Origin of the sequence: Sphingobacterium anhuiense (assembly GCF_042686355.1) — a bacterium.
GTDB classification, from domain to species: Bacteria; Bacteroidota; Bacteroidia; order Sphingobacteriales; family Sphingobacteriaceae; genus Sphingobacterium; species Sphingobacterium anhuiense.
Window position 1 is genome coordinate 1 of record NZ_JBHUPE010000006.1, and the last position, 19,795, is coordinate 19,795.

Here is a 19,795-nt window from a genome sequence, read left to right on the forward strand (position 1 = left end):
TGTTCTTTAGTTCTTTTTTCATAATAAGCTGAGTTAGATGTCAACTTATTTCAGGACGGGACAAGCATAAAAAAGCAGTCCTAAAAATTAGGACTGCCTTTTTATCATGTTACCTTATTTAATTATGCGACTTTCTTTTTACCACCAATACTTGCTAAAAATAAATAACCGATTGCTCCTGAAAATAAAGATCCGATGAGTACTGCAAATTTTGCTTCTTCAATAAGCATGGGATCAGTAAAAGCTAATATAGATACAAAGATAGACATCGTAAAGCCTATACCGCCTAGTAAACCTACTCCAAAAATATGTTTCCAATTTGCACCCTCAGGCAACGTACATAACTTTAATTTCGTAGCAATGAAAGATATCCCTAATATTCCTACAGATTTTCCAACGACTAAACCGCCTATTATACCAATACCCAAAGCAGTGGTCAATCCGTGCACCATTTCACTTTGTATAGTAATATTGGTATTTGCGATTGCAAATAAAGGGATAATGATAAAATTGACGGGAGAAGTGAGTATATGTTCTAATTTTTCTAACGGTGATTCATCGTCTGTGGCATTTGTCGGCAACGATAGTGCTACCAATACCCCTGCTATTGTGGCATGTATACCTGAATGATGAATAAAATACCAGATAAATACTCCTGGTATCAAATAGGCCCATATTTTTTTTACTCCAAAAAAATTAAGCAACAATAAGAAAGCAAAAATTCCTAATGCAATGAATAAATAATTATAATGCAGATCGCTGCTATAAAACAGTGCAATAACTAAAATAGCCAACAAGTCATCAACAATTGCTAAAGCCGCTAAAAAGATTTTTAGACTTGCCGGAACCCGATTGCCCAATAAAGTGATCACGGCTAAGGCGAAAGCAATATCTGTAGCCATAGGGATACCCCAACCATGCTCAGTTGGTAACCCTTTATTAATATACAAATAAATAAGAGCTGGTAAAATAGCTCCACCCACAGCAGCCAATATGGGTAATAATGCTTTCTTTGGAGAAGATAACTCGCCCTCTACCAATTCACGCTTGATCTCCAAACCTACCAAAAGGAAAAATATTGCCATCAAGCCATCGTTAATCCAAAGCAGTACTGAATAATTTAACTGAATATGATCTGTTTCAAAACCTACAGTTGTATTTAATAGGGTACTGAATGAATCTGCTAAGGGACTATTGGCTACTATTAAAGAAAGAATAACGCAGATAAATAACAGAATACCGCCAATATTACTTGACTGTAAAAACTGCTTGAAAATTTTTAGATTAATTAATTTTGACATGAAGACTGTTTCATTTAGTGATCAATAAGGAAATATACAAGCTCCAAAATGACTGTGGAACTTTAACTATGTAATTCTACTAAGATAAGTTTTTCTTTTATAATAACAGGTGTTTTTGCCTCAATAATCATGGTTTTAGAATGAAAAAAACTTTCAATGTTAACAAAATCAACTTCACAAAACACTTAACAAAAACTTCACATACATTTTACGCAGAGATTAAAAACGATGTTTATCTTTATAATAAATAAAAAACAGAAAGATGATTAAAGATTTTGAAGTACAAACATTAGAAAGCTACACGGATGTAATCGAATTTACATTTGATGGAGATGATTTATTATCGGGTGAAGATTAACCTACATTGATAAACAATTTGTCGCACGCTTAAAGCGTGTTTTTTTTTATCTTATACATTCATAAAATAAAAAGGACCAATGTAAGCCATCAGTCCCTTCATATTATACCAATAATAGATTTTAAATACCTTGTTTTTAATGAACCTATGAAGGATGCTAATTAAACAGCGTGTATTTTGGCTGATCCATACCATACATAAGCAATGGTCAAATTAACTATTCAGGAGATAAAATCTTTATTTTTTCAACCAGCTAAACCAGCCGGAGCTCCATTCTTTCTTTTTCTCTAATGCCTTTTCATGCTTCGGAAAAAACTTTAGAATATTTTGTATTTTTTGTTTGCCGCTTTCTGTATCATTCAATTCAAATGAAGCTTCGGCAGACATCAACAACATTTCGCACCAATCATCATCTTCTTCCCAATTCTGACTTTTATACATTTCGTCAGACTCTTGAGCAATTCGAATAACATTGTTCCAGTCATTTAAATGAAAATAAGTACGGATTAAATGAAGCAGTATTAAATAAAAATCACCATGTGATTCCTCTTCTTCCAATGTTGCTTTTGTAGAGCTATACGCCACCAATAAATCCTGCAATGCTGCTGTATAGTTTGCAGTTAAAAAGTACGACTTCCCTCTGAGGTAATGTAACTTGCGATAATCAATTAATGCCATCTCCTGTATGGGTTTTGTCGCTTCATAATTATTAGCACAGGCGATACATTGTTCATATTGTTCCAATTGGAAATAGTTTTGCATTAACATGTACCAATTTGAAGCATCATCAGGTTTGCTTTCCAGCTCTTTCTGCCAATCCTTTAACGTTTCAGAATCTCCACGATGATTGATTAAATCAAAACGAGCATTTTGAATTTCCATATAGGCCTGACGCGTAACAAATAAATCTTCCTCATCGTATTCAGCATATTCTGAAGATTGAATCAATTCATCATATTCCCGAGAAATTGTTTTTAAACGCTCTTCAGCTTCCTTAATATACCCGAGCTTAAATTCGCATTTCGTTACATAAGCTGAAATTCGAAGGTAGTTTGGTAAATCAAATTCTTTAAAACTATCATCCAATAATTCATGATAATTGATTAGTGCATCTTCAAATTCATTTTTTTCAAAATAGGCATCTGCCATGGTATTATACAGCTCCCAGAATCTACTATATGTCAGTCCTTCTTTACAGATCTCAATCACTTCATCGTATTTTCGTTTACTGCTCAGTGCTAATGCATAATTATTACAGCACATGGACATGAGCTGATGGTTAATGAAGTAATTCGCTTCAAATTTATTTTCGTGGAAATAAGCTTTAAATGCGAGGTATGCTCTTTCAAAAAACTGTAAGCGATAATTCAATAAGGCCATATCGAGTATTGGTGAGCCAATTGAATTTTCGAATTCCGAAAATTCGCAACCGGAATTAAAATAGTCAATAGGTCCATCTTCCGGCCAATTTAATACAACGGGCAATTGTTTATGAACTTCGTAATAAGTGAGTATATAACGGTATATAGTAACTGAAAAACCACCTAATTCGACAGCTTTTACCAGATAGGGTAAAGCTTCTTCATAGTTACCACCTTCAAGAATATAAGTTCCGGCAAAGTGATAGGGTACAAACCAATCAGGATTAAGATCTATATAACGTTTTGCTTCGATGAGAGGATCGGATAAGTCCAATCCCAGTTCTTCACGAAAATTACGTTGGACCATAATTGCAAAGTAAATACATTGCTTGTTTTCTAAGCCACCATTTAATAGATCGATTACCTGTTCATAAAACTTAAATATCTCTGCGTCAAGTTCAGGATCTTCATTTCCATACAACACAGCCTTAGTACCGGCCCAACCGATCATGTCATAATCATGATACTCCATTGCAAGCTGTCCTATATCTAGGTAAAGCAATACATTATTGGAAAGAATATCATGTTTGTATTTTTTAAATTCAGCTAAGGCTTGTTGATGTTGATTTAAATTTTCACGGAGTATCATTGCTTTAAAGAGTAAACTCTCTGTTAGCAAAGCACATTTACTAATACGATCATGGGCGTATAGCACTTCATAAATAGATAGTAATTCATTAATGTTACCTATAGATTCATTAAACTTTTCATGCAAATAATTTAAATCAGCTTTAAAACGGCATACGTTCTCCAGTTCATCTTCATGAATACTCAACCTATCTATATACGATGCATACTCATCGTAATCTAGATCTTTATAAAAGAATCGTGTTGTTTCCAACAAACCAAAAAGAGCGGCCTCATTATTGGGCTCTATTTCAAGAATAGATTTATAAATTGTAATAACTTCCTGAAAATCTTCTAATAATAATTCCTTACTATCTTCTTCTGAATTTTGAAAATCAAGTTCTTTAAGTACAGTAGCTTTTAAAATAAGTGTGGGGATATCTTGAGGATTCAGTACCAGAAAAACTTCTAATTCGGACAAACAATCCTCATATCTTCCTTCCTCATACAAATTAACTAAATCTTGAAACTTCATAAACTACGGCTCTTTTATATAAAAATAAAAATATATTCCAAACTTCAAAAAAGTTAAAAAAAATAAAGCTTAAAAGAGCTCATTATTAAAACGATAAATAATCGAAAGTCTGTAACAACAAAAAAGGAACCCTGATGGGTTCCTTTCCAATATCTAACAAATTGACTCAGGGTTAAAACTCTATTTTACTGCGTCAATAACTGCTTTGAAAGCATCTGGGTTGTTTAAAGCTAAATCAGCTAAAACCTTACGGTTTAAACCAATATTTTTAGCGTTTAATTTACCAATCAACACTGAATAAGATAATCCTTGTTGACGGGCTCCAGCGTTAATACGTTGAATCCATAAAGCTCTAAACTCGCGTTTTTTGGTTTTACGGTCGCGGTAAGCGTACTGTAAACCTTTTTCTACTGTATTTTTAGCAATAGTATATACTTTGCTACGTGATCCATAATAGCCTTTCGCTAATTTAAGGATTTTTTTACGTCTTCTTCTCGAAGCAACTGCGTTAACCGAACGTGGCATATTTTTAAAATTATTTGGTAAAAGGCGTCATGTTTCTCAATGATCTTACAACCCTGTACCCGGTTAAAAAATTATTATTAATTAAATCGAATAAAACTTATTTACCGATAGCAAGCATACGTTTAACGTTGCCCATATCGCCATCAGATACATAACTTGTTGTTGTTAAGTTACGTTTACGTTTTGTGCTCTTTTTTGTCAAGATGTGGCTTTTGAAAGCGTTTTTTCTTGCGATTTTACCTGTTCCAGTAAGCTTAAAACGTTTTTTAGCGCTGGAATTGGTTTTTACTTTTGGCATAATACTTTAAATTTTATATCAATCTGTTAGAATTTTTTTATTATTTTTTAGCTACCAATTTAGGCGCCAAAGTTAAAAACATACGTTTTCCTTCTAATTTCGGTAATAATTCTACTTTACCTACTTCTTCTAACGCTTGTGCAAAACGCAATAACAGGATCTCTCCTTGTTCTTTGTGTACAATTGCACGGCCTTTAAAGTGTACGTAAGCACGAACTTTCTCACCGCTTTCAAGAAATTTGATCGCATGTTTCAATTTGAAGTCAAAATCATGTTCACTGGTATTAGGTCCGAAACGGATTTCCTTAATAACAGTTTGTTTTGCATTAGCTTTGATTTCTTTTTGTTTCTTCTTTTGCTCGTAAACAAATTTACTGTAGTCGATAATTTTACAAACCGGCGGAACAGCATTTGGCGAAATCTCAACTAAATCAAGTTCCAATTCATCTGCAAGCTCTAAAGCTTTACGTGTAGGATATACTCCTGTTTCCACATTGTCACCTACCAAACGTACCTCAGGCACACGGATTAGTTCATTAATGCGGTGATCTGGTTCTTTCTTCCTCATTGGTGGTCTAGGACCACCTGGTCTTTTTAATGCCAAATGTTTAAATATTTAAACGGTTATTTCTTTAATTAATACTTCTCTAAATTCGTCAGCAGTCATGGATCCCATGTCTACTGAACCATGTTTACGCACAGAAATCGTGCCACTCTCAGCCTCTTTCTCCCCTACAATCAACATATAAGGCAGTTTTTTCACCTCTGCATCTCTGATTTTGCGACCCACTTTTTCATCACGCAAGTCTATCAGTCCGCGAATATCGGAATTATTTAGCGATTCTAAAAGGTTTTTCGCATATTCTTCATATTTTTCTGACACTGGCAAGATGATAAATTGTTCTGGGGCAAGCCATAATGGAAATTCGCCAGCACAATGTTCGATCAATACAGCAATAAAACGTTCCATAGAACCAAATGGTGCTCTATGAATCATCACTGGTCTATGCTTTGCATTATCAGAACCTGTATACTCCAGTTCGAAGCGCTCAGGTAAATTATAATCCACTTGAATAGTACCTAGCTGCCATCTACGTCCCAAAGCATCCTTCACCATAAAATCCAGTTTAGGTCCATAGAAAGCTGCCTCGCCATATTCCACGACAGTCGATAATTCTTTTTCTGCAGCGGCCTCGATAATTGCACTTTCTGCAAGAGCCCAATTTTCATCGGTACCAATATATTTGGTACGATTTTCTGGATCTCTTAATGAAATCTGTGCAGTATACTCTTCAAAACCTAATGCTTTGAAAACATACAACACCAAGTCAATCACTTTTTTAAATTCTTCCTTAACCTGATCTGGGCGACAGAATAAATGTGCATCATCTTGTGTAAACCCTCTTACACGTGTCAAACCATGTAATTCTCCAGATTGTTCGTAGCGGTAAACCGTACCAAATTCTGCAAAACGTACAGGAAGATCTTTATAAGAGCGTGGCTTTGTTTTATAAATCTCACAGTGATGTGGACAGTTCATCGGCTTCAAGAAAAACTCTTCGTCTTCAACTGGAGTTCTTATCGGCTGGAATGAATCTTCGCCATATTTATCATAGTGCCCAGAAGTTACGTACAATTGTTTATTACCAATATGAGGTGTCATCACGGGTTCATAACCTGATTTTAACTGAGCCCTTTGTAAAAAATCTTGTAATTTTTGACGCAAAGCTGCTCCTTTCGGCAACCACAATGGTAATCCTGCTCCTACTTTCTCTGAAAAAGCAAACAACTCTAATTCCTTACCTAATTTACGATGATCACGCTTTTTTGCTTCTTCAATGAACTTCAAATATTCTGTTAATTCAGAAGCTTTTGGAAACGTTACCCCATAAATACGAGTCAATTGTTTACGAGACTCATCACCTCTCCAGTATGCACCGGCAACATTTGTTAATTTGATTGCTTTGATAAATCCCGTATTAGGAATATGTGGTCCACGACATAGATCGGTAAATTCTCCCTGTGTATAGAATGTAATCTTTCCATCTTCCAGATCTTTAATCAGATCTAATTTATATTCGTCTCCTTTTTCAGTAAAATATGCAATAGCATCAGCTTTAGAAACAGCTTTACGTTCGAAAATTTCTTTACGTTTTGCTAGTTCTAGCATCTTATCTTCAATTTGCTTAAAATCATCAGATGAGAATTCACGATCTCCAAAATCAACGTCATAATAGAAACCCGTCTCAATCGCGGGACCTATACCAAACTTGATACCTGGGTAAAGATCTTCTAATGCCTCTGCTAATAGATGCGCAGAAGAATGCCAAAAGGTAGATTTACCATTTGTATCATTCCAGGTCAACAACTTTACTGCAGAATCTTCTTCAATAGGACGAGATGAGTCCCAAATCTCTCCATTCACTTCGGCGGCTAACACATTTCTAGCTAAACCTTCCGAGATTGACAATGCTACTTGAGCAGCTGATGTTCCTTTTTCGTACTCACGAACGGAACCATCAGGTAATGTAATTTTAATCATCAACAAATATGATTATTTTTAGTAATTATTTATAAAACAACACCTTACAGATACACAACATACTAAATTGTTAATTATCAATAAGGCTTAATAAATTAAATCTATTCCTAGACCTATTATCCATCAAATATACTGAAAATAATCCATAATTGTACTTTTAAGTCTTTATTGCACTCCCATCATTGATCGACACATTTTAGTTCTACCCTTCAATTGGAAGATAGCACATCATAATGCAAACATAACATAGGAATATTCATCATAGAAAAGCTGAACTAACAGCTCATGATGAAATATTCGCTAATGATAAACATGGAGATATATAGAATCCTGTCTGCGACAAATAAGATCGTCAAGTGATTTGACTATCTAATCTAAAAGTAATGAATTGAAAACAATCCCGATATCACAATCTTTTTTATTATTTTTGCAATCTTAAATTCATTACTATGTCACATCAAGTTCCAGAAGACGGCACTTTACTTCCGTTGATGGAAGAGTTCTATACAATTCAGGGAGAGGGATTTCACACAGGAAAAGCTGCATATTTTATTCGATTGGGAGGATGTGATGTGGGGTGTCACTGGTGTGATGTTAAAGAAAGCTGGGATGCCACTTTACACCCGCTTACTTCTGCTGATCAGATTATTGAAAATGCAAAAAAATATCCTGCAAAGACAGTTGTCATCACTGGAGGAGAACCTTTAATCTACAATTTGGATTACTTAACAAGAGGTCTTCACGCAGCTGGAATTCAAACTTTTATAGAGACATCTGGTGCCTATCCACTAAGTGGCGAATGGGATTGGATCTGTCTTTCTCCAAAGAAATTTAAAGCTCCAAGAAAAGATGTTTTAGAAGCTGCCGGTGAATTAAAAGTCATTGTTTTTAATAAAAGTGATTTTGAATGGGCTGAAGAACATTCTAAATTAGTAAACAACGACTGTAAATTATATTTGCAACCTGAATGGTCCAAATATCCTGAAATGACCCCACTGATCATTGATCATGTCAAAGATAATCCTAAATGGAATATTTCACTTCAAACACATAAATATTTGAACATCCCTTAATCTAAATTTGGGATTAATAATAAAGCATAAAGGCGATCAATGATCGCCTTTATTTTTGAATGAATATTTTTTCGACTCTATTTCAAGTACTTCTCCTGAAAATCTGGTAGTGAATATTGTTGTACTTCGGAACTAATCTTCAAATCCTTAACCAGAATATTACCTTGCTCATCAGTATCAATAAAATCTAAAGTAGGTTTCAGAACAATCTTCCCATTAAAATCCAATAAACCTTGCTTATTGTTTTCAGAAAATAGCAAATATGATCCTACAAAGTTGCTGATATTGCTTAAGCCTCCAATAAGTGAGACTCCTGAAGCATTAATGATACCATATCGATCTTCTATTGCATACACCATGTTCTCATCATTAACAGCATAAAGCACTTCAAAACCTACATGATTTATCTTTTTTGCTTCATCATCAATAATCCAAAACAAACTACTACTATCAGAAACTATTGCTCTTTGTTTATTCAATACATCGATTGAATAAAAATTTGCAGGCTCCACAATTGTTCCATCCGCTTTTTTAACCCCAAACAAATGCTCATCACCATATGCGGCATTCTGCTGTGAAAACCATTTTAAAGGTGCTTTAAGTTCAAATGCATCTTGAAAAACACTTGCATCATCTAAGTTACTACCTTCATTTTCTGAAAGCTTAACAATTTTAACCTCATGAGGTAATTCAAATTCCTTTAAGTCACTTAGCTTAGTCAAAGCTGAGACTTCAAAACCTAAAGAATTATGCACCTGATCATTTAATTTCAAAACTGCTCCTGGTACATTAATCAAAAAGGGTAAACTACTTAGATAATAACTCGGTAGATCCGGAGCATACCAAATTGTCATTGCAACTTCACCTAAATAAGGGTCAACAACTTTCAACAATGCTTTTATACAGGAAACACCGTTGATGGTTTCTTTTTCGGCCCCGTTTTCCAAGATAAGATAAGCATCTTTTGGATCAGTCGGATTCTTCAATAAGGGATAATCTGAAGACAGCACATCCTGTGAAAGTAGATCATCACCTTTTGTAAATGAATATTCCTGTTTTTTAGTCCGATCTGCAATCAGAACGTGCCCTAGATTATCAACTGATTTAATCTTCGTAGGTGAGGTAAAAATCATAACCTCCTGAGCAGTAGTTCCTCCTTTTAAAAATGGCTCATAGAAATCTAACGCAAATTCAGGCACAGACTTTTCTAATTCTTCCACAGCGATCTGTCCTTTAAAACTCAATTTCATCTGCCATAGGTTATCCTGAGCTGTAGCAGAATGGGATAACAGTATAGTAAGAAATACAACATGAACCAATTTTTTCATACATTACAAATATAGCTCCTAAACAACAAAAGATAGACCAAAACGATCTATCTTTCACAATTAAAATTAATTTACTTTATTTCTCCACATTTTATTGTTTTAAATAAAATAGTGAACCATGGTTTACATATGCTGTTCTGCTAATTGCCCTATTACAAAATAACATGCCTAAAACCATTATTTCTCTATTAAAAGTTCTTTACAACGTTATTATACTTTTGGTTTTCACAGCTTGGTCACATGCAAAAGCAATACGTAAACTATTCAAAGCATCTTCCGATTGCTTCTTTAAATCCAAATCCTCTACAATTGCTTTTTGAAAAAACAACTGTTCTCTATTACAAAGATCTTGATGTGTAGGTTCGTCTTCTAAATGAATCCATTCATCCGCTTTTAAAAATTCATTATTTACATCAATATCAGCATGATGTACACGAATTGATTCTGTTTTGGTATGTGCTTCCACCGAATCCGACACTCCTTCTCTGACAGCATGATTTGGCACAATAGATACCGCCCCTTTAGGGCCAAACACATCTTTAACAAAAAAAGCAGTTTGACTGACCATAGGTCCCCATCCTGCTTCATACCATCCTACAGAGCCATCATCAAAATGTAACTGAAGCTGTCCATAATTATAATTCGTTTCGGGTATATCATTTGTCAATCGAGCTCCGATAGCGGAAACTCGAACAGGCTTAGCGTCTGTCATTTGACACATCACATCAATATAATGAACACCACAATCTACTATTGGACTTAAACTATTCATTAAATTGCGGTGTACATCCCACATATAACCATGACTCTGCTGATTGAGATTCATACGCATGACCAAAGGTGTTCCCATCTTACGGCTAATTGCGATAAACTTTTTCCATGAAGGGTGATATCGTAAAATATATCCTACCACCAATTTTTTATTATACTTTATTGCTGCATCGATAACATTTTGAGCGCCTAGTACTGTATCCGCTAAAGGTTTTTCAAGAAAAACATGTGCTCCTGCCTCAAAAGATCTGATTGCATAATTTTCATGCGTATCGGGATAGGTTGAAATACAGACTGCATTTGGTTTTGTTTGCAGTAACGCCTCTTCAAAATCATCAAATTCCGGATAAGCTGCCTGAAGCGATTTATTCAATCTACTTTTACTTTCTCCCCTGGATACCAGCCCAACAATTTCAAAACCCGGTAAGTCATGATAGGCGCGGGCATGAGATGCTCCCATATTACCACACCCGACTACTAATATCTTAATTCCTACGTCCATACCTAAACAAATGGTGTTTTTCCCGGCTGAGGAATCCCGCGATTATCAGCTTGCATTTTCCAATCATATTCTAATGAAGTAGGGCCTAAAACTTCTGTCGATTGCATAATCTGATCATACGTAATCGCTTTCCCCGTATAAGCGGCCGTTCGAGACCAAATTGCAAGTAGGGTACTATTCGCAAGGTGTGGTCCATCGTTAATCACTTTTTTATCACGGATGGCTGCGAAAAGTTCATCATGCTGGGTTTGATACATATTATTGTTCCGTCCAGTAAACTTCCACGCTTTGTCACCATAAATCTCGAAGTTTGAAGGAATATTTAAGTTTGCACGACCGTTCTTTCCTATGACGTCCACTGAATTTCGGGAATCAGTTCCATTTTGTTGACGACAAGAATGAAAGGCCTTTAATCCATTGCCATAATCAAATTCAATAGACATATGATCATAAACGTTGCCGAATTTATCCAACTCTCGGGACTGTCTTCCTCCAGTTGCAATAATAGTCTTAGGAACAATATCTCCTAATGCCCAAGACATCATATCAACACTATGTATAGCTTGCTCGACAATAAGATCGCCAGAATATCTTTGGAAATAGAACCAATTACGCAACTGATATTCTAAATCTGACCAACCGGACTGTCTTTCCTTATGACTTAACTCTCCTCCAAATCTAAAAGTAGAAACAGATTGTATATCACCAATATCACCTTGTTTTATCCTTTGAAAGATTTCACGGTTTGGTGTTGCATACCGAAAACAGAAACCACTCACCAAACAGAGATTCTTTTCTTTAGCAATCTTTACGCTTTCAAAAACTCTTTTCAAGTTTGGAATATCTACTGCAACAGGTTTTTCGCAAAAGATGTGTTTTCCTTTTTTGACGGCCTCTTCCAAATGATCTGGTCTAAAGTTTGGTGGAGAACAAAGTAAAACCACATCCACATCGGTATTCATCAATTTTTGAAATCCTAAAAATCCTAAAAAGATGTTTTTGCTATCGACCTTTACTTGATCATTTGATATCTGTCTCAATGAATCTAAACATAGGTCTACTTGATCTTGGAAGATATCTGCAACAGCGGTAATGACGACATTTGGATCTGCGCGCAATGCTTGAGAAGCGGCCCCTGTCCCCCTACCGCCACAGCCTACAAGTCCGATCTTAATTTTCTTTGGAGCACTGTTTGCATACAAATTAAGGCTTGATGCAGCCAGAGCAGTCCCCAGAACTACGGTATTTGTTTTCTTTAGAAAAGAACGGCGATTTAGATTTTCTAAATTCATATTTTAGCTTATTATTTTCGATTGTACAAGTCCCTATTCTTCTTACAGACATCGAGAATTTAAAATTAATATTAAATTTTATACTAAAAAAGTATAAATAGCTTCCAAATGTAATAATGTTGTGCATCATAACAACATCACGCAAAAAGAAGCTTGAAGCATACTTTAACGTAATTTCTATCGCTTATTAAATATTTTAGTAAGGTAAAATATGTTTAATTTCAATGCAGAAATGTCATATTTACGCTATCTCTATTTTATTTTTATCAATTAATAGCTATTTAAATTTGATTTCTATTAACAAAATACTATTTTTGACACATTATTAATACAAACATGATTTTTGCTCACGGACATCACTTTCATATGCATCATCGCCATTGCGGCGATATGTAATAAGTGTGTTTCTACGTGAAGCATTTTTTCCCTTGTGTTTGATTTCTATTTATTAATAATTTACAGCTAACATTATAAAGCTTTGAAAAATCTTAAAATTGCTATCCAAAAATCGGGTAGATTAAACGAAAAATCAGTTCAATTACTTAAAAACTGTGGTCTCGACTTCGAAAATTATAAAAGTTCTTTAATAACAACCGTTTCCAATTTCCCTCTTGAAATTCTTTTCCTTCGTGATGATGATATTCCAGGATATGTAGAGCAAGGAATTGCTGATCTCGGAATAGTTGGTGAAAATGTCATTGATGAAACTGAATCTGAAGTTAATTATCTACAACGTCTCGGTTTTGGAAAATGTACTTTAAAACTAGCGGTTCAAAAAGATAGTGATATTAAAGATTTAAGAGATCTTAATGGAAAATCTATTGCAACTTCTTATCCTGTTATTTTAAAGAAATTTTTAGATGAATACCGCATCGAGGCAGATATTCAGATGATATCCGGATCTGTTGAAATTGCCCCTGGCTTAGGTTTGAGCGACGCTATATGTGATATTGTCTCTACGGGCGGAACTCTTAAAAATAATGGATTAAAACAGTTTGCCGATGTCCGTAAATCTGAAGCAGTTCTTATCGGTCGTCCAGGATTGGAGGATAACGAAATCTTAGCAGAACTTTTACAGCGAATCCAGTCGGTGTTAATGGCAAAAGAAACTAAGTACGTTGTTCTGAATGTTGAGAAAGTTAATTTACCTACTATAACAGGTCTTTTACATGGTGTAAAATCACCGACTGTTGTTCCTTTAGCAGAAGAAGGTTGGGTTGCCGTTCATACCGTTATTTCAGAAGATGATTTCTGGGGTAAGATCAACAAGCTAAAGTCTGCAGGTGCCCAAGGAATTGTGGTCATGCCGATCGAAAAAATTATTATGTAGTTAATAAGCGCACTGCGCTTAAAATAAAATTCATCATGCTTAAAACTTTTGAATATGCTCAGTTAAATCCCATTGAATTGCAGGAATTAACAACGCGTAATACTGATCCTTCGCATGCTATCCAAGATACTGTCTTAGATATTATACAAGAAGTTCGTCAAAATGGTGATAAAGCTTTGATTAGCTATGCACAACAATTTGACAAAGTTGAATTAGAAAAACTTTACCTTGATGCTAACGATATTGATGCACTGGCATCAACGATTAATCGCGAACAACAAAGGGCTTTAGAAATTGCGTTCCAGAATATTCATAAATTCCACTCTTCACAAGTAAAGCGTGAGCGAGTTGTAGAGACCACGATAGGTGTAAAATGCTGGCGGGAGATCCGCCCTATTGAAAAAGTGGGTCTTTATATACCGGGAGGCTCCGCTGTTCTACCAAGTACACTATTAATGTTAGGTGTACCAGCACGAATTGCGGGATGTAAAGAAATCATTGTTTGTTCTCCTCCCCAAAAAAGTGGAAAAATAAACGGTTTCGTAGCCTATTGTCTCAAATTATTAAAAATCGAACGCATTTACCTTGTCGGTGGTGCTCAAGCTATAGCGGCAATGGCTTTTGGATCGGAAACGATCCCTAAAGTTGATAAAATATTTGGACCTGGCAATCAATTTGTGACAAAAGCAAAAAGCATTGTTCAAGGTATGGCCAATGTAAGTATCGACATGCCTGCTGGTCCATCTGAAGTTTTAGTAATTGCTGATGAAACTGCCACACCTGCTTATGTAGCTGCAGATCTATTAGCTCAAGCTGAACATGGTGCGGACAGTCAGGCTGTACTGGTAGCAACTTCCAAAGATATTATTGAAGCTGTAAATCTTGAATTAGAAAAGCAACTTGCTATTTTACCCCGTTTTGAATTAGCAAGCAAAGCAATCGAGAACTCCTATGCGGTGTTAGCAACTGATTTAAATGAGGCACTGGCGTTTAGTAATTATTATGCACCAGAACATCTGATCCTAGAAACCGATCAATGGGAACGTCTTGTTCGTCTTATTTTAAATGCAGGTTCTGTCTTTTTAGGACACTTAACGCCTGAAAGTGCGGGAGATTATGCTTCTGGAACAAACCATACTTTACCCACATCAGGATATGCAAGATCCTATTCAGGTGTATCTGTAGATTCATTTGTAAAAAAGATTACTTTCCAACATATAAGTCCGGAAGGACTACTTAATATTGGTTCTACTGTGGAGATCTTAGCAGAATTAGAGGGACTTCATGCACATAAGAATGCTGTTACCATTCGAAAAGAAAATTAAAAATTTCAAATTAAAAGAAAAGCCTTTCAGAAATTCTGAAAGGCTTTTTTATTAAAATCTTATTTCGATTTAGTTTTTCAATGCTTCACCAACTTTTTTAGCTTTGTCACCAACAGCTTTAGCGGCATCTTTGGTTCCTTCACCTACAGCTTTGGCAGCATCTTTAGTGCCTTCAACTGCAGATTTTCCAGCTTTAGCAGTCGCTTCGGCGGCTTTATCGATAGCATGACCAGTTGCATGAGCGGCATCCTTAACACCTTCTTCAACATCTCCCGCTACTTTAGCAGTACCTGAAGTAATTTTTTCCCAAGCAGTTTTTGTTTCATCTACCGTTTTACGTGCAGCTTCTTCAGCTTTCTTATCTCCTTTTGCTATTGCAGCATCTAGATCTTTTTGAGCTTGCTCATATTTAGCTTTCGCATCAGCTGCAGCAATGTCCGCATGTTTATCTAAACTATCAAGAGAATTATCTAACTTTTCTCCGACTGTGACTTCTCCATCACTATTTTTATCTTCTTTTGGCGTGTTATTACAAGCCGCAAAAGTTAATGAAACTCCTGCGAATAATGCTAAAAATGCAACTTTTTTCATTTCGTATATTTTTTTGGTTAACAGATTTAACCAAACAATATTTATGCCAATTATGCTTTAGGATAAATTGTGCCTTTTGCCGCTTCTAGTGTATTCTTAAGTAATCCTACAATCGTCATCAAGCCCACTCCTCCAGGTACAGGAGTTATCCATGAAGCTTTAGGAGCGACTTGCTCAAAATCTACATCTCCATATAATTTAAAGCCAGATTTTGTTTCTGTTGAGTCTTCTCTATTAATACCTACATCAATTACAACTGCGCCATCCTTCACCATATCTGCAGTAACAAAGTTTTTCTTCCCAATTGCAGCAACAATAATATCCGCACGTAAAACTTCTGTTTTAAGGTCTTTTGTACGACTATGTGTTAAAGTAACTGTACAGTTACCTGGATTAGAGTTTCGTGCTAAAAGAATACTCATTGGTGAACCAACGATATTACTTCTACCTACCACCACAGCATGTTTACCTGCAGTTTCAATTTTATAATGATCCAGCATCAACATAATACCATAAGGTGTTGCTGGGATAAAGCAAGGAAGATTTCGTTGCATTCTGCCCAAATTGATGGGATGAAAACCATCTACATCTTTTCGGTAATCTATTGCTTCAGTTATTTTATCGGGATCGATATGCTTTGGAAGTGGCAACTGCACGATCAAACCGTCAATATTTGCATCCGCATTTATTTCTTGAATTTTCGCGATCAATTGTTCTTCAGTCACATCAACATCGTAACGAATATTAGTAGATTCAAAACCTACCAATTCACAATTACGCATTTTACTCGCCACATAAGTTTCACTACCTCCGTCGTTTCCAACTAGGATAGCCACTAAATGAGGTTTACGTCCAGCTTGCGCTGTAAAATCAGCTGTATCTTTTTTGATATCTTCTTTGATTTTAGCTGATACGAGTTTACCGTCTAATAAATTCATTTTTATAGGAATAGGATTTTTTAAGTTTCTAATCTAATTTCAGTACCGCCATAAATGCCGATTGCGGTATTTCAACGTTACCTACTTGACGCATTCGTTTTTTACCTTTTTTCTGCTTTTCCAAAAGCTTACGCTTACGAGAAATATCACCGCCATAACATTTTGCTGTTACATCTTTACGTAAAGCAGAAATTGTCTCACGGGCAATAATTTTCATTCCAATAGATGCTTGGATACGAATTTCAAACTGCTGGCGAGGTAGTAATTCTTTTAATTTTTCACAAATTTTCTTACCAAAGTCATACGCATTACTTCTGTGAATTAGAGATGACAATGCATCTACAGGTTCATCATTTAAACGGATATCCAAACGGACCAAATCCGATTGACGATAACCTATCTGGGTATAATCAAAAGAAGCATAGCCCTTGGAAATCGTTTTTAACTTATCATAAAAATCAAATACAATTTCACCCATTGGCATCTCAAATACCAATTCAACACGGTCTGAAGTTAAATATGACTGATTAATGATTGCACCACGTTTTTGGATACATAAAGACATAATTGGTCCTACGAAATCAGATTTAGTAATGATATTTGCTTTAATATAAGGTTCCTCAATAGCATCTAATTTACTTGGATCTGGTAAATCGGATGGGTTATGAACCTGAACTTCTTCCTTATCTTTTGTTAAATACGCTTTGTAAGAAACGTTAGGAACAGTTGTGATAACAGTCATATCAAACTCACGCTCAAGACGCTCTTGGATAATCTCCATGTGAAGCATTCCTAAGAATCCACAACGGAATCCAAAACCTAGCGCTGCTGAAGACTCTGGTTCAAACACTAAAGATGCATCATTCAATTGCAAACGGTGCATAGATTCACGTAACTCTTCGTAATCTTCTGTATCAACAGGATATATTCCGGCAAAAACCATTGGTTTTACTTCTTCAAATCCTTGAATAGCACCATCACAAGGTCTTTCCTTATGAGTGATTGTATCGCCAACTTTTACTTCACGTGCTTCCTTAATCCCGGAGATGATGTATCCAACATCTCCTGTTCTAACGACATCTTTAGCAACTTGATTTAATTTCAAAGTTCCAATCTCATCCGCAGAATATTCTTTTCCTGTAGCAACAAATTTCACTTTATCACCTTTACGGATCTCGCCATTTTCAACTTTGAAATAAGCCATGATACCACGGAAAGAGTTATAAACTGAATCGAAGATTAAGGCTTGCAATGGCGCATTTGGATCTCCCACTGGTGCTGGAACCCGCGCTACAATGGCTTTTAAAATATCAGGAATCCCAAGGCCTGTTTTACCAGATGCTGGAATAATATCTTCTCGGTTACCACCAATTAAATCAATGATCTGGTCTTTCACTTCCTCTGGCATAGCACCAGGAAGATCCATCTTATTCAAAATTGGAATAATCTCTAAATCATGCTCTAATGCTAAATAAAGATTGGAGATCGTTTGTGCTTGTATACCTTGAGAAGCATCTACAATTAACAAAGCTCCTTCACAGGCAGCAATAGAACGTGATACTTCGTAAGAAAAATCGACGTGTCCGGGAGTATCAATTAAATTTAAGATATACTCCACTCCGTCTTGTATATAGTTCATTTGGATAGCGTGACTCTTAATGGTAATACCACGTTCACGTTCCAAATCCATATTATCTAGTAATTGTGCCTGCGCTTCACGTTGTGTAATGGTGTTGGTATACTCCAATAATCGATCGGCTAATGTACTTTTACCGTGATCAATGTGTGCGATGATACAGAAATTACGTATTTGCTTCATATAGGATTTTTAAAAATCGTTTCTAAAAAGCAAAGATACTTTTTTTGACAGACATTTAAGCTAAGCTGTCCCCTATTTATGCACATAATTTCATGATTTATCGATTAAGATAAAAAATGTTTTCGATTTGCTGTGACGTTTTCGACTTGCCATTCAATCTCAACTGTAAACTCTTGCGATCGTATCGGACAGTCTTTTACCTGACAGTAGCTGCAACATTCAGGGAGGCATGGATCTGCGTGAATAAAAAACTCCGTTTCAACAGACATTTTGGTATTAACGATTTTATCTAAAATCGAGATTTCATCGTGTACTTTAATTAAAGAATAATAATTTGGAAGTGTCAAGTGACAATCTACATGCAATTCATTGCCATATCGTTGCACGCGCAGATTGTGTATATCAATCCAATCTGTATGACGGTTTTCCTGCAAAACTTGAACGACTTCTTTTACAAGATCTACATCGGACTCATCCATAAGTCCACCCACTGACTGCCGTAACAATTTATACCCATTATATAAAATAAAAGTGCCCAAGACAAAAGAAATAGCAATATCGATCCACTTTAAGCCTGTTAATTTCATAAGAATAAGACCGACTACTAGGCCTATTGTACTATAGGCATCAACTTGTAGATGTTTACCGTCGGCTTCCAATGTAAGAGAACCCAATGCTCGCCCTCTTTTCATAATGTAGAATCCAATTATAAAATTAATCAGGGCCGTAACAGAAACTAAACCGATCCCTTCTTCCAAATTTGATAATGTAGATGGGAAAAAGATATTGTAAAATCCCTTTACCAGTATGATTGATCCGGCTATAAAAATAAGTCCCCCTTCCAAGAAAACAGAAAAGAATTCAACTTTTCCATGGCCATACGGATGATTGTTATCTTTAGGTTGAGCGGCTAAATAAATACTATAGAAAGCAAAACTTGAGGCAATGACATTGACAATACTTTCCGCAGCATCGGTGAAAATAGCATTGGAAGCAGTAAGGAAATACGCGACAAATTTGATGATCATCAATCCTAGCCCTGTCAAAAGGGATAGAAGAACTAATCTTTTTTGCTTAGACATAATATTACTTTATTTTCGCGACAAAGGTAGTCATATAACGCTACGATTTCCTTTTTAGTTTGAAACTACTAATCTTTTATCATACTCTTTTACGTCTATACAGACTAACAAATGAAATGGTGATCAATGCTAAGCTGAATTATCATTATAAAATTTATAGTAAATTTCTGAGATGGTAACATCGGTAATATACGAGA

The 19,795-nt window shown here is 35.5% G+C and carries 16 protein-coding genes; 3 read left to right on the forward strand and 13 right to left on the reverse strand.

Annotated elements, in window-relative coordinates; all coding sequences use genetic code 11:
• Positions 1 to 122: 122 nt before the first annotated feature.
• The 6 genes from nhaA to thrS form a co-directional block, all read right to left on the reverse strand.
• The gene (gene nhaA, locus ACFS6I_RS15155) at positions 123 to 1,301 is read right to left on the reverse strand and encodes a Na+/H+ antiporter NhaA (RefSeq protein WP_380921849.1); all 1,179 of its coding nucleotides are present in this window, start codon (positions 1,299 to 1,301) and stop codon (positions 123 to 125) included.
• Between the two features lie 595 nt (positions 1,302 to 1,896).
• The gene (locus tag ACFS6I_RS15160) at positions 1,897 to 4,182 is read right to left on the reverse strand and encodes a tetratricopeptide repeat protein (protein WP_380921851.1); all 2,286 of its coding nucleotides are present in this window, start codon (positions 4,180 to 4,182) and stop codon (positions 1,897 to 1,899) included.
• 180 nt (positions 4,183 to 4,362) lie between these two features.
• Positions 4,363 to 4,707 (reverse strand): 50S ribosomal protein L20, encoded by a 345-nt coding sequence (gene rplT / locus ACFS6I_RS15165; protein WP_021191518.1) that lies wholly within the window; start codon positions 4,705 to 4,707, stop codon positions 4,363 to 4,365.
• A 97-nt stretch (positions 4,708 to 4,804) separates the two neighbouring features.
• Positions 4,805 to 5,005 (reverse strand): 50S ribosomal protein L35, encoded by a 201-nt coding sequence (rpmI, locus tag ACFS6I_RS15170; protein WP_021191519.1) that lies wholly within the window; start codon positions 5,003 to 5,005, stop codon positions 4,805 to 4,807.
• 40 nt (positions 5,006 to 5,045) lie between these two features.
• Positions 5,046 to 5,609 (reverse strand): translation initiation factor IF-3, encoded by a 564-nt coding sequence (gene infC / locus ACFS6I_RS15175; protein WP_021191520.1) that lies wholly within the window; start codon positions 5,607 to 5,609, stop codon positions 5,046 to 5,048.
• Positions 5,610 to 5,621: 12 nt separating this feature from the next.
• On the reverse strand, positions 5,622 to 7,547 hold the full coding sequence (gene thrS, locus ACFS6I_RS15180) for a threonine--tRNA ligase (RefSeq protein ID WP_380921854.1): 1,926 nt from the start codon (positions 7,545 to 7,547) through the stop codon (positions 5,622 to 5,624).
• A 449-nt stretch (positions 7,548 to 7,996) separates the two neighbouring features.
• Between thrS and ACFS6I_RS15185 the strand changes: the two genes are divergently transcribed.
• Positions 7,997 to 8,620 (forward strand): 7-carboxy-7-deazaguanine synthase QueE, encoded by a 624-nt coding sequence (locus ACFS6I_RS15185; RefSeq protein WP_021191521.1) that lies wholly within the window; start codon positions 7,997 to 7,999, stop codon positions 8,618 to 8,620.
• 77 nt (positions 8,621 to 8,697) lie between these two features.
• Here ACFS6I_RS15185 and ACFS6I_RS15190 read toward each other — a convergent pair whose 3' ends face one another.
• The 3 genes from ACFS6I_RS15190 to ACFS6I_RS15200 all read right to left on the reverse strand — a co-directional run bounded on the left by ACFS6I_RS15190 (position 8,698) and on the right by ACFS6I_RS15200 (position 12,513).
• Positions 8,698 to 9,948, reverse strand: a complete 1,251-nt coding sequence (locus ACFS6I_RS15190; protein WP_380921856.1) for a hypothetical protein — start codon at positions 9,946 to 9,948, stop codon at positions 8,698 to 8,700.
• Between the two features lie 199 nt (positions 9,949 to 10,147).
• Entirely contained in the window at positions 10,148 to 11,221 is a 1,074-nt protein-coding gene (locus ACFS6I_RS15195) for a Gfo/Idh/MocA family oxidoreductase (protein ID WP_021191524.1), read from the reverse strand.
• Positions 11,222 to 11,223: 2 nt separating this feature from the next.
• Complete coding sequence (locus tag ACFS6I_RS15200) at positions 11,224 to 12,513, reverse strand: Gfo/Idh/MocA family protein (RefSeq protein ID WP_183915322.1); 1,290 nt, start codon at positions 12,511 to 12,513, stop codon at positions 11,224 to 11,226.
• Between the two features lie 478 nt (positions 12,514 to 12,991).
• On the opposite strand from ACFS6I_RS15200, the gene hisG reads away from it, so the two are divergent.
• Both hisG and hisD read left to right on the forward strand, forming a co-directional pair.
• The gene (hisG, locus tag ACFS6I_RS15205) at positions 12,992 to 13,843 is read left to right on the forward strand and encodes an ATP phosphoribosyltransferase (protein ID WP_380921859.1); all 852 of its coding nucleotides are present in this window, start codon (positions 12,992 to 12,994) and stop codon (positions 13,841 to 13,843) included.
• A 35-nt stretch (positions 13,844 to 13,878) separates the two neighbouring features.
• Positions 13,879 to 15,168, forward strand: coding sequence for a histidinol dehydrogenase (hisD, locus tag ACFS6I_RS15210; protein ID WP_132843211.1), 1,290 nt, complete (start codon positions 13,879 to 13,881; stop codon positions 15,166 to 15,168).
• A gap of 69 nt (positions 15,169 to 15,237) precedes the next feature.
• On the opposite strand, the gene ACFS6I_RS15215 is transcribed toward hisD, so the two are convergent.
• The 4 genes from ACFS6I_RS15215 to ACFS6I_RS15230 all read right to left on the reverse strand — a co-directional run bounded on the left by ACFS6I_RS15215 (position 15,238) and on the right by ACFS6I_RS15230 (position 19,598).
• On the reverse strand, positions 15,238 to 15,759 hold the full coding sequence (locus tag ACFS6I_RS15215) for a hypothetical protein (protein WP_380921861.1): 522 nt from the start codon (positions 15,757 to 15,759) through the stop codon (positions 15,238 to 15,240).
• 50 nt (positions 15,760 to 15,809) lie between these two features.
• Positions 15,810 to 16,697, reverse strand: a complete 888-nt coding sequence (locus ACFS6I_RS15220) for a bifunctional 5,10-methylenetetrahydrofolate dehydrogenase/5,10-methenyltetrahydrofolate cyclohydrolase (protein WP_132773762.1) — start codon at positions 16,695 to 16,697, stop codon at positions 15,810 to 15,812.
• Between the two features lie 28 nt (positions 16,698 to 16,725).
• Entirely contained in the window at positions 16,726 to 18,516 is a 1,791-nt protein-coding gene (lepA, locus tag ACFS6I_RS15225; protein WP_380921864.1) for a translation elongation factor 4, read from the reverse strand.
• A 104-nt stretch (positions 18,517 to 18,620) separates the two neighbouring features.
• Positions 18,621 to 19,598, reverse strand: a complete 978-nt coding sequence (locus ACFS6I_RS15230; protein WP_132773763.1) for a cation diffusion facilitator family transporter — start codon at positions 19,596 to 19,598, stop codon at positions 18,621 to 18,623.
• Positions 19,599 to 19,795 lie beyond the last annotated feature (197 nt).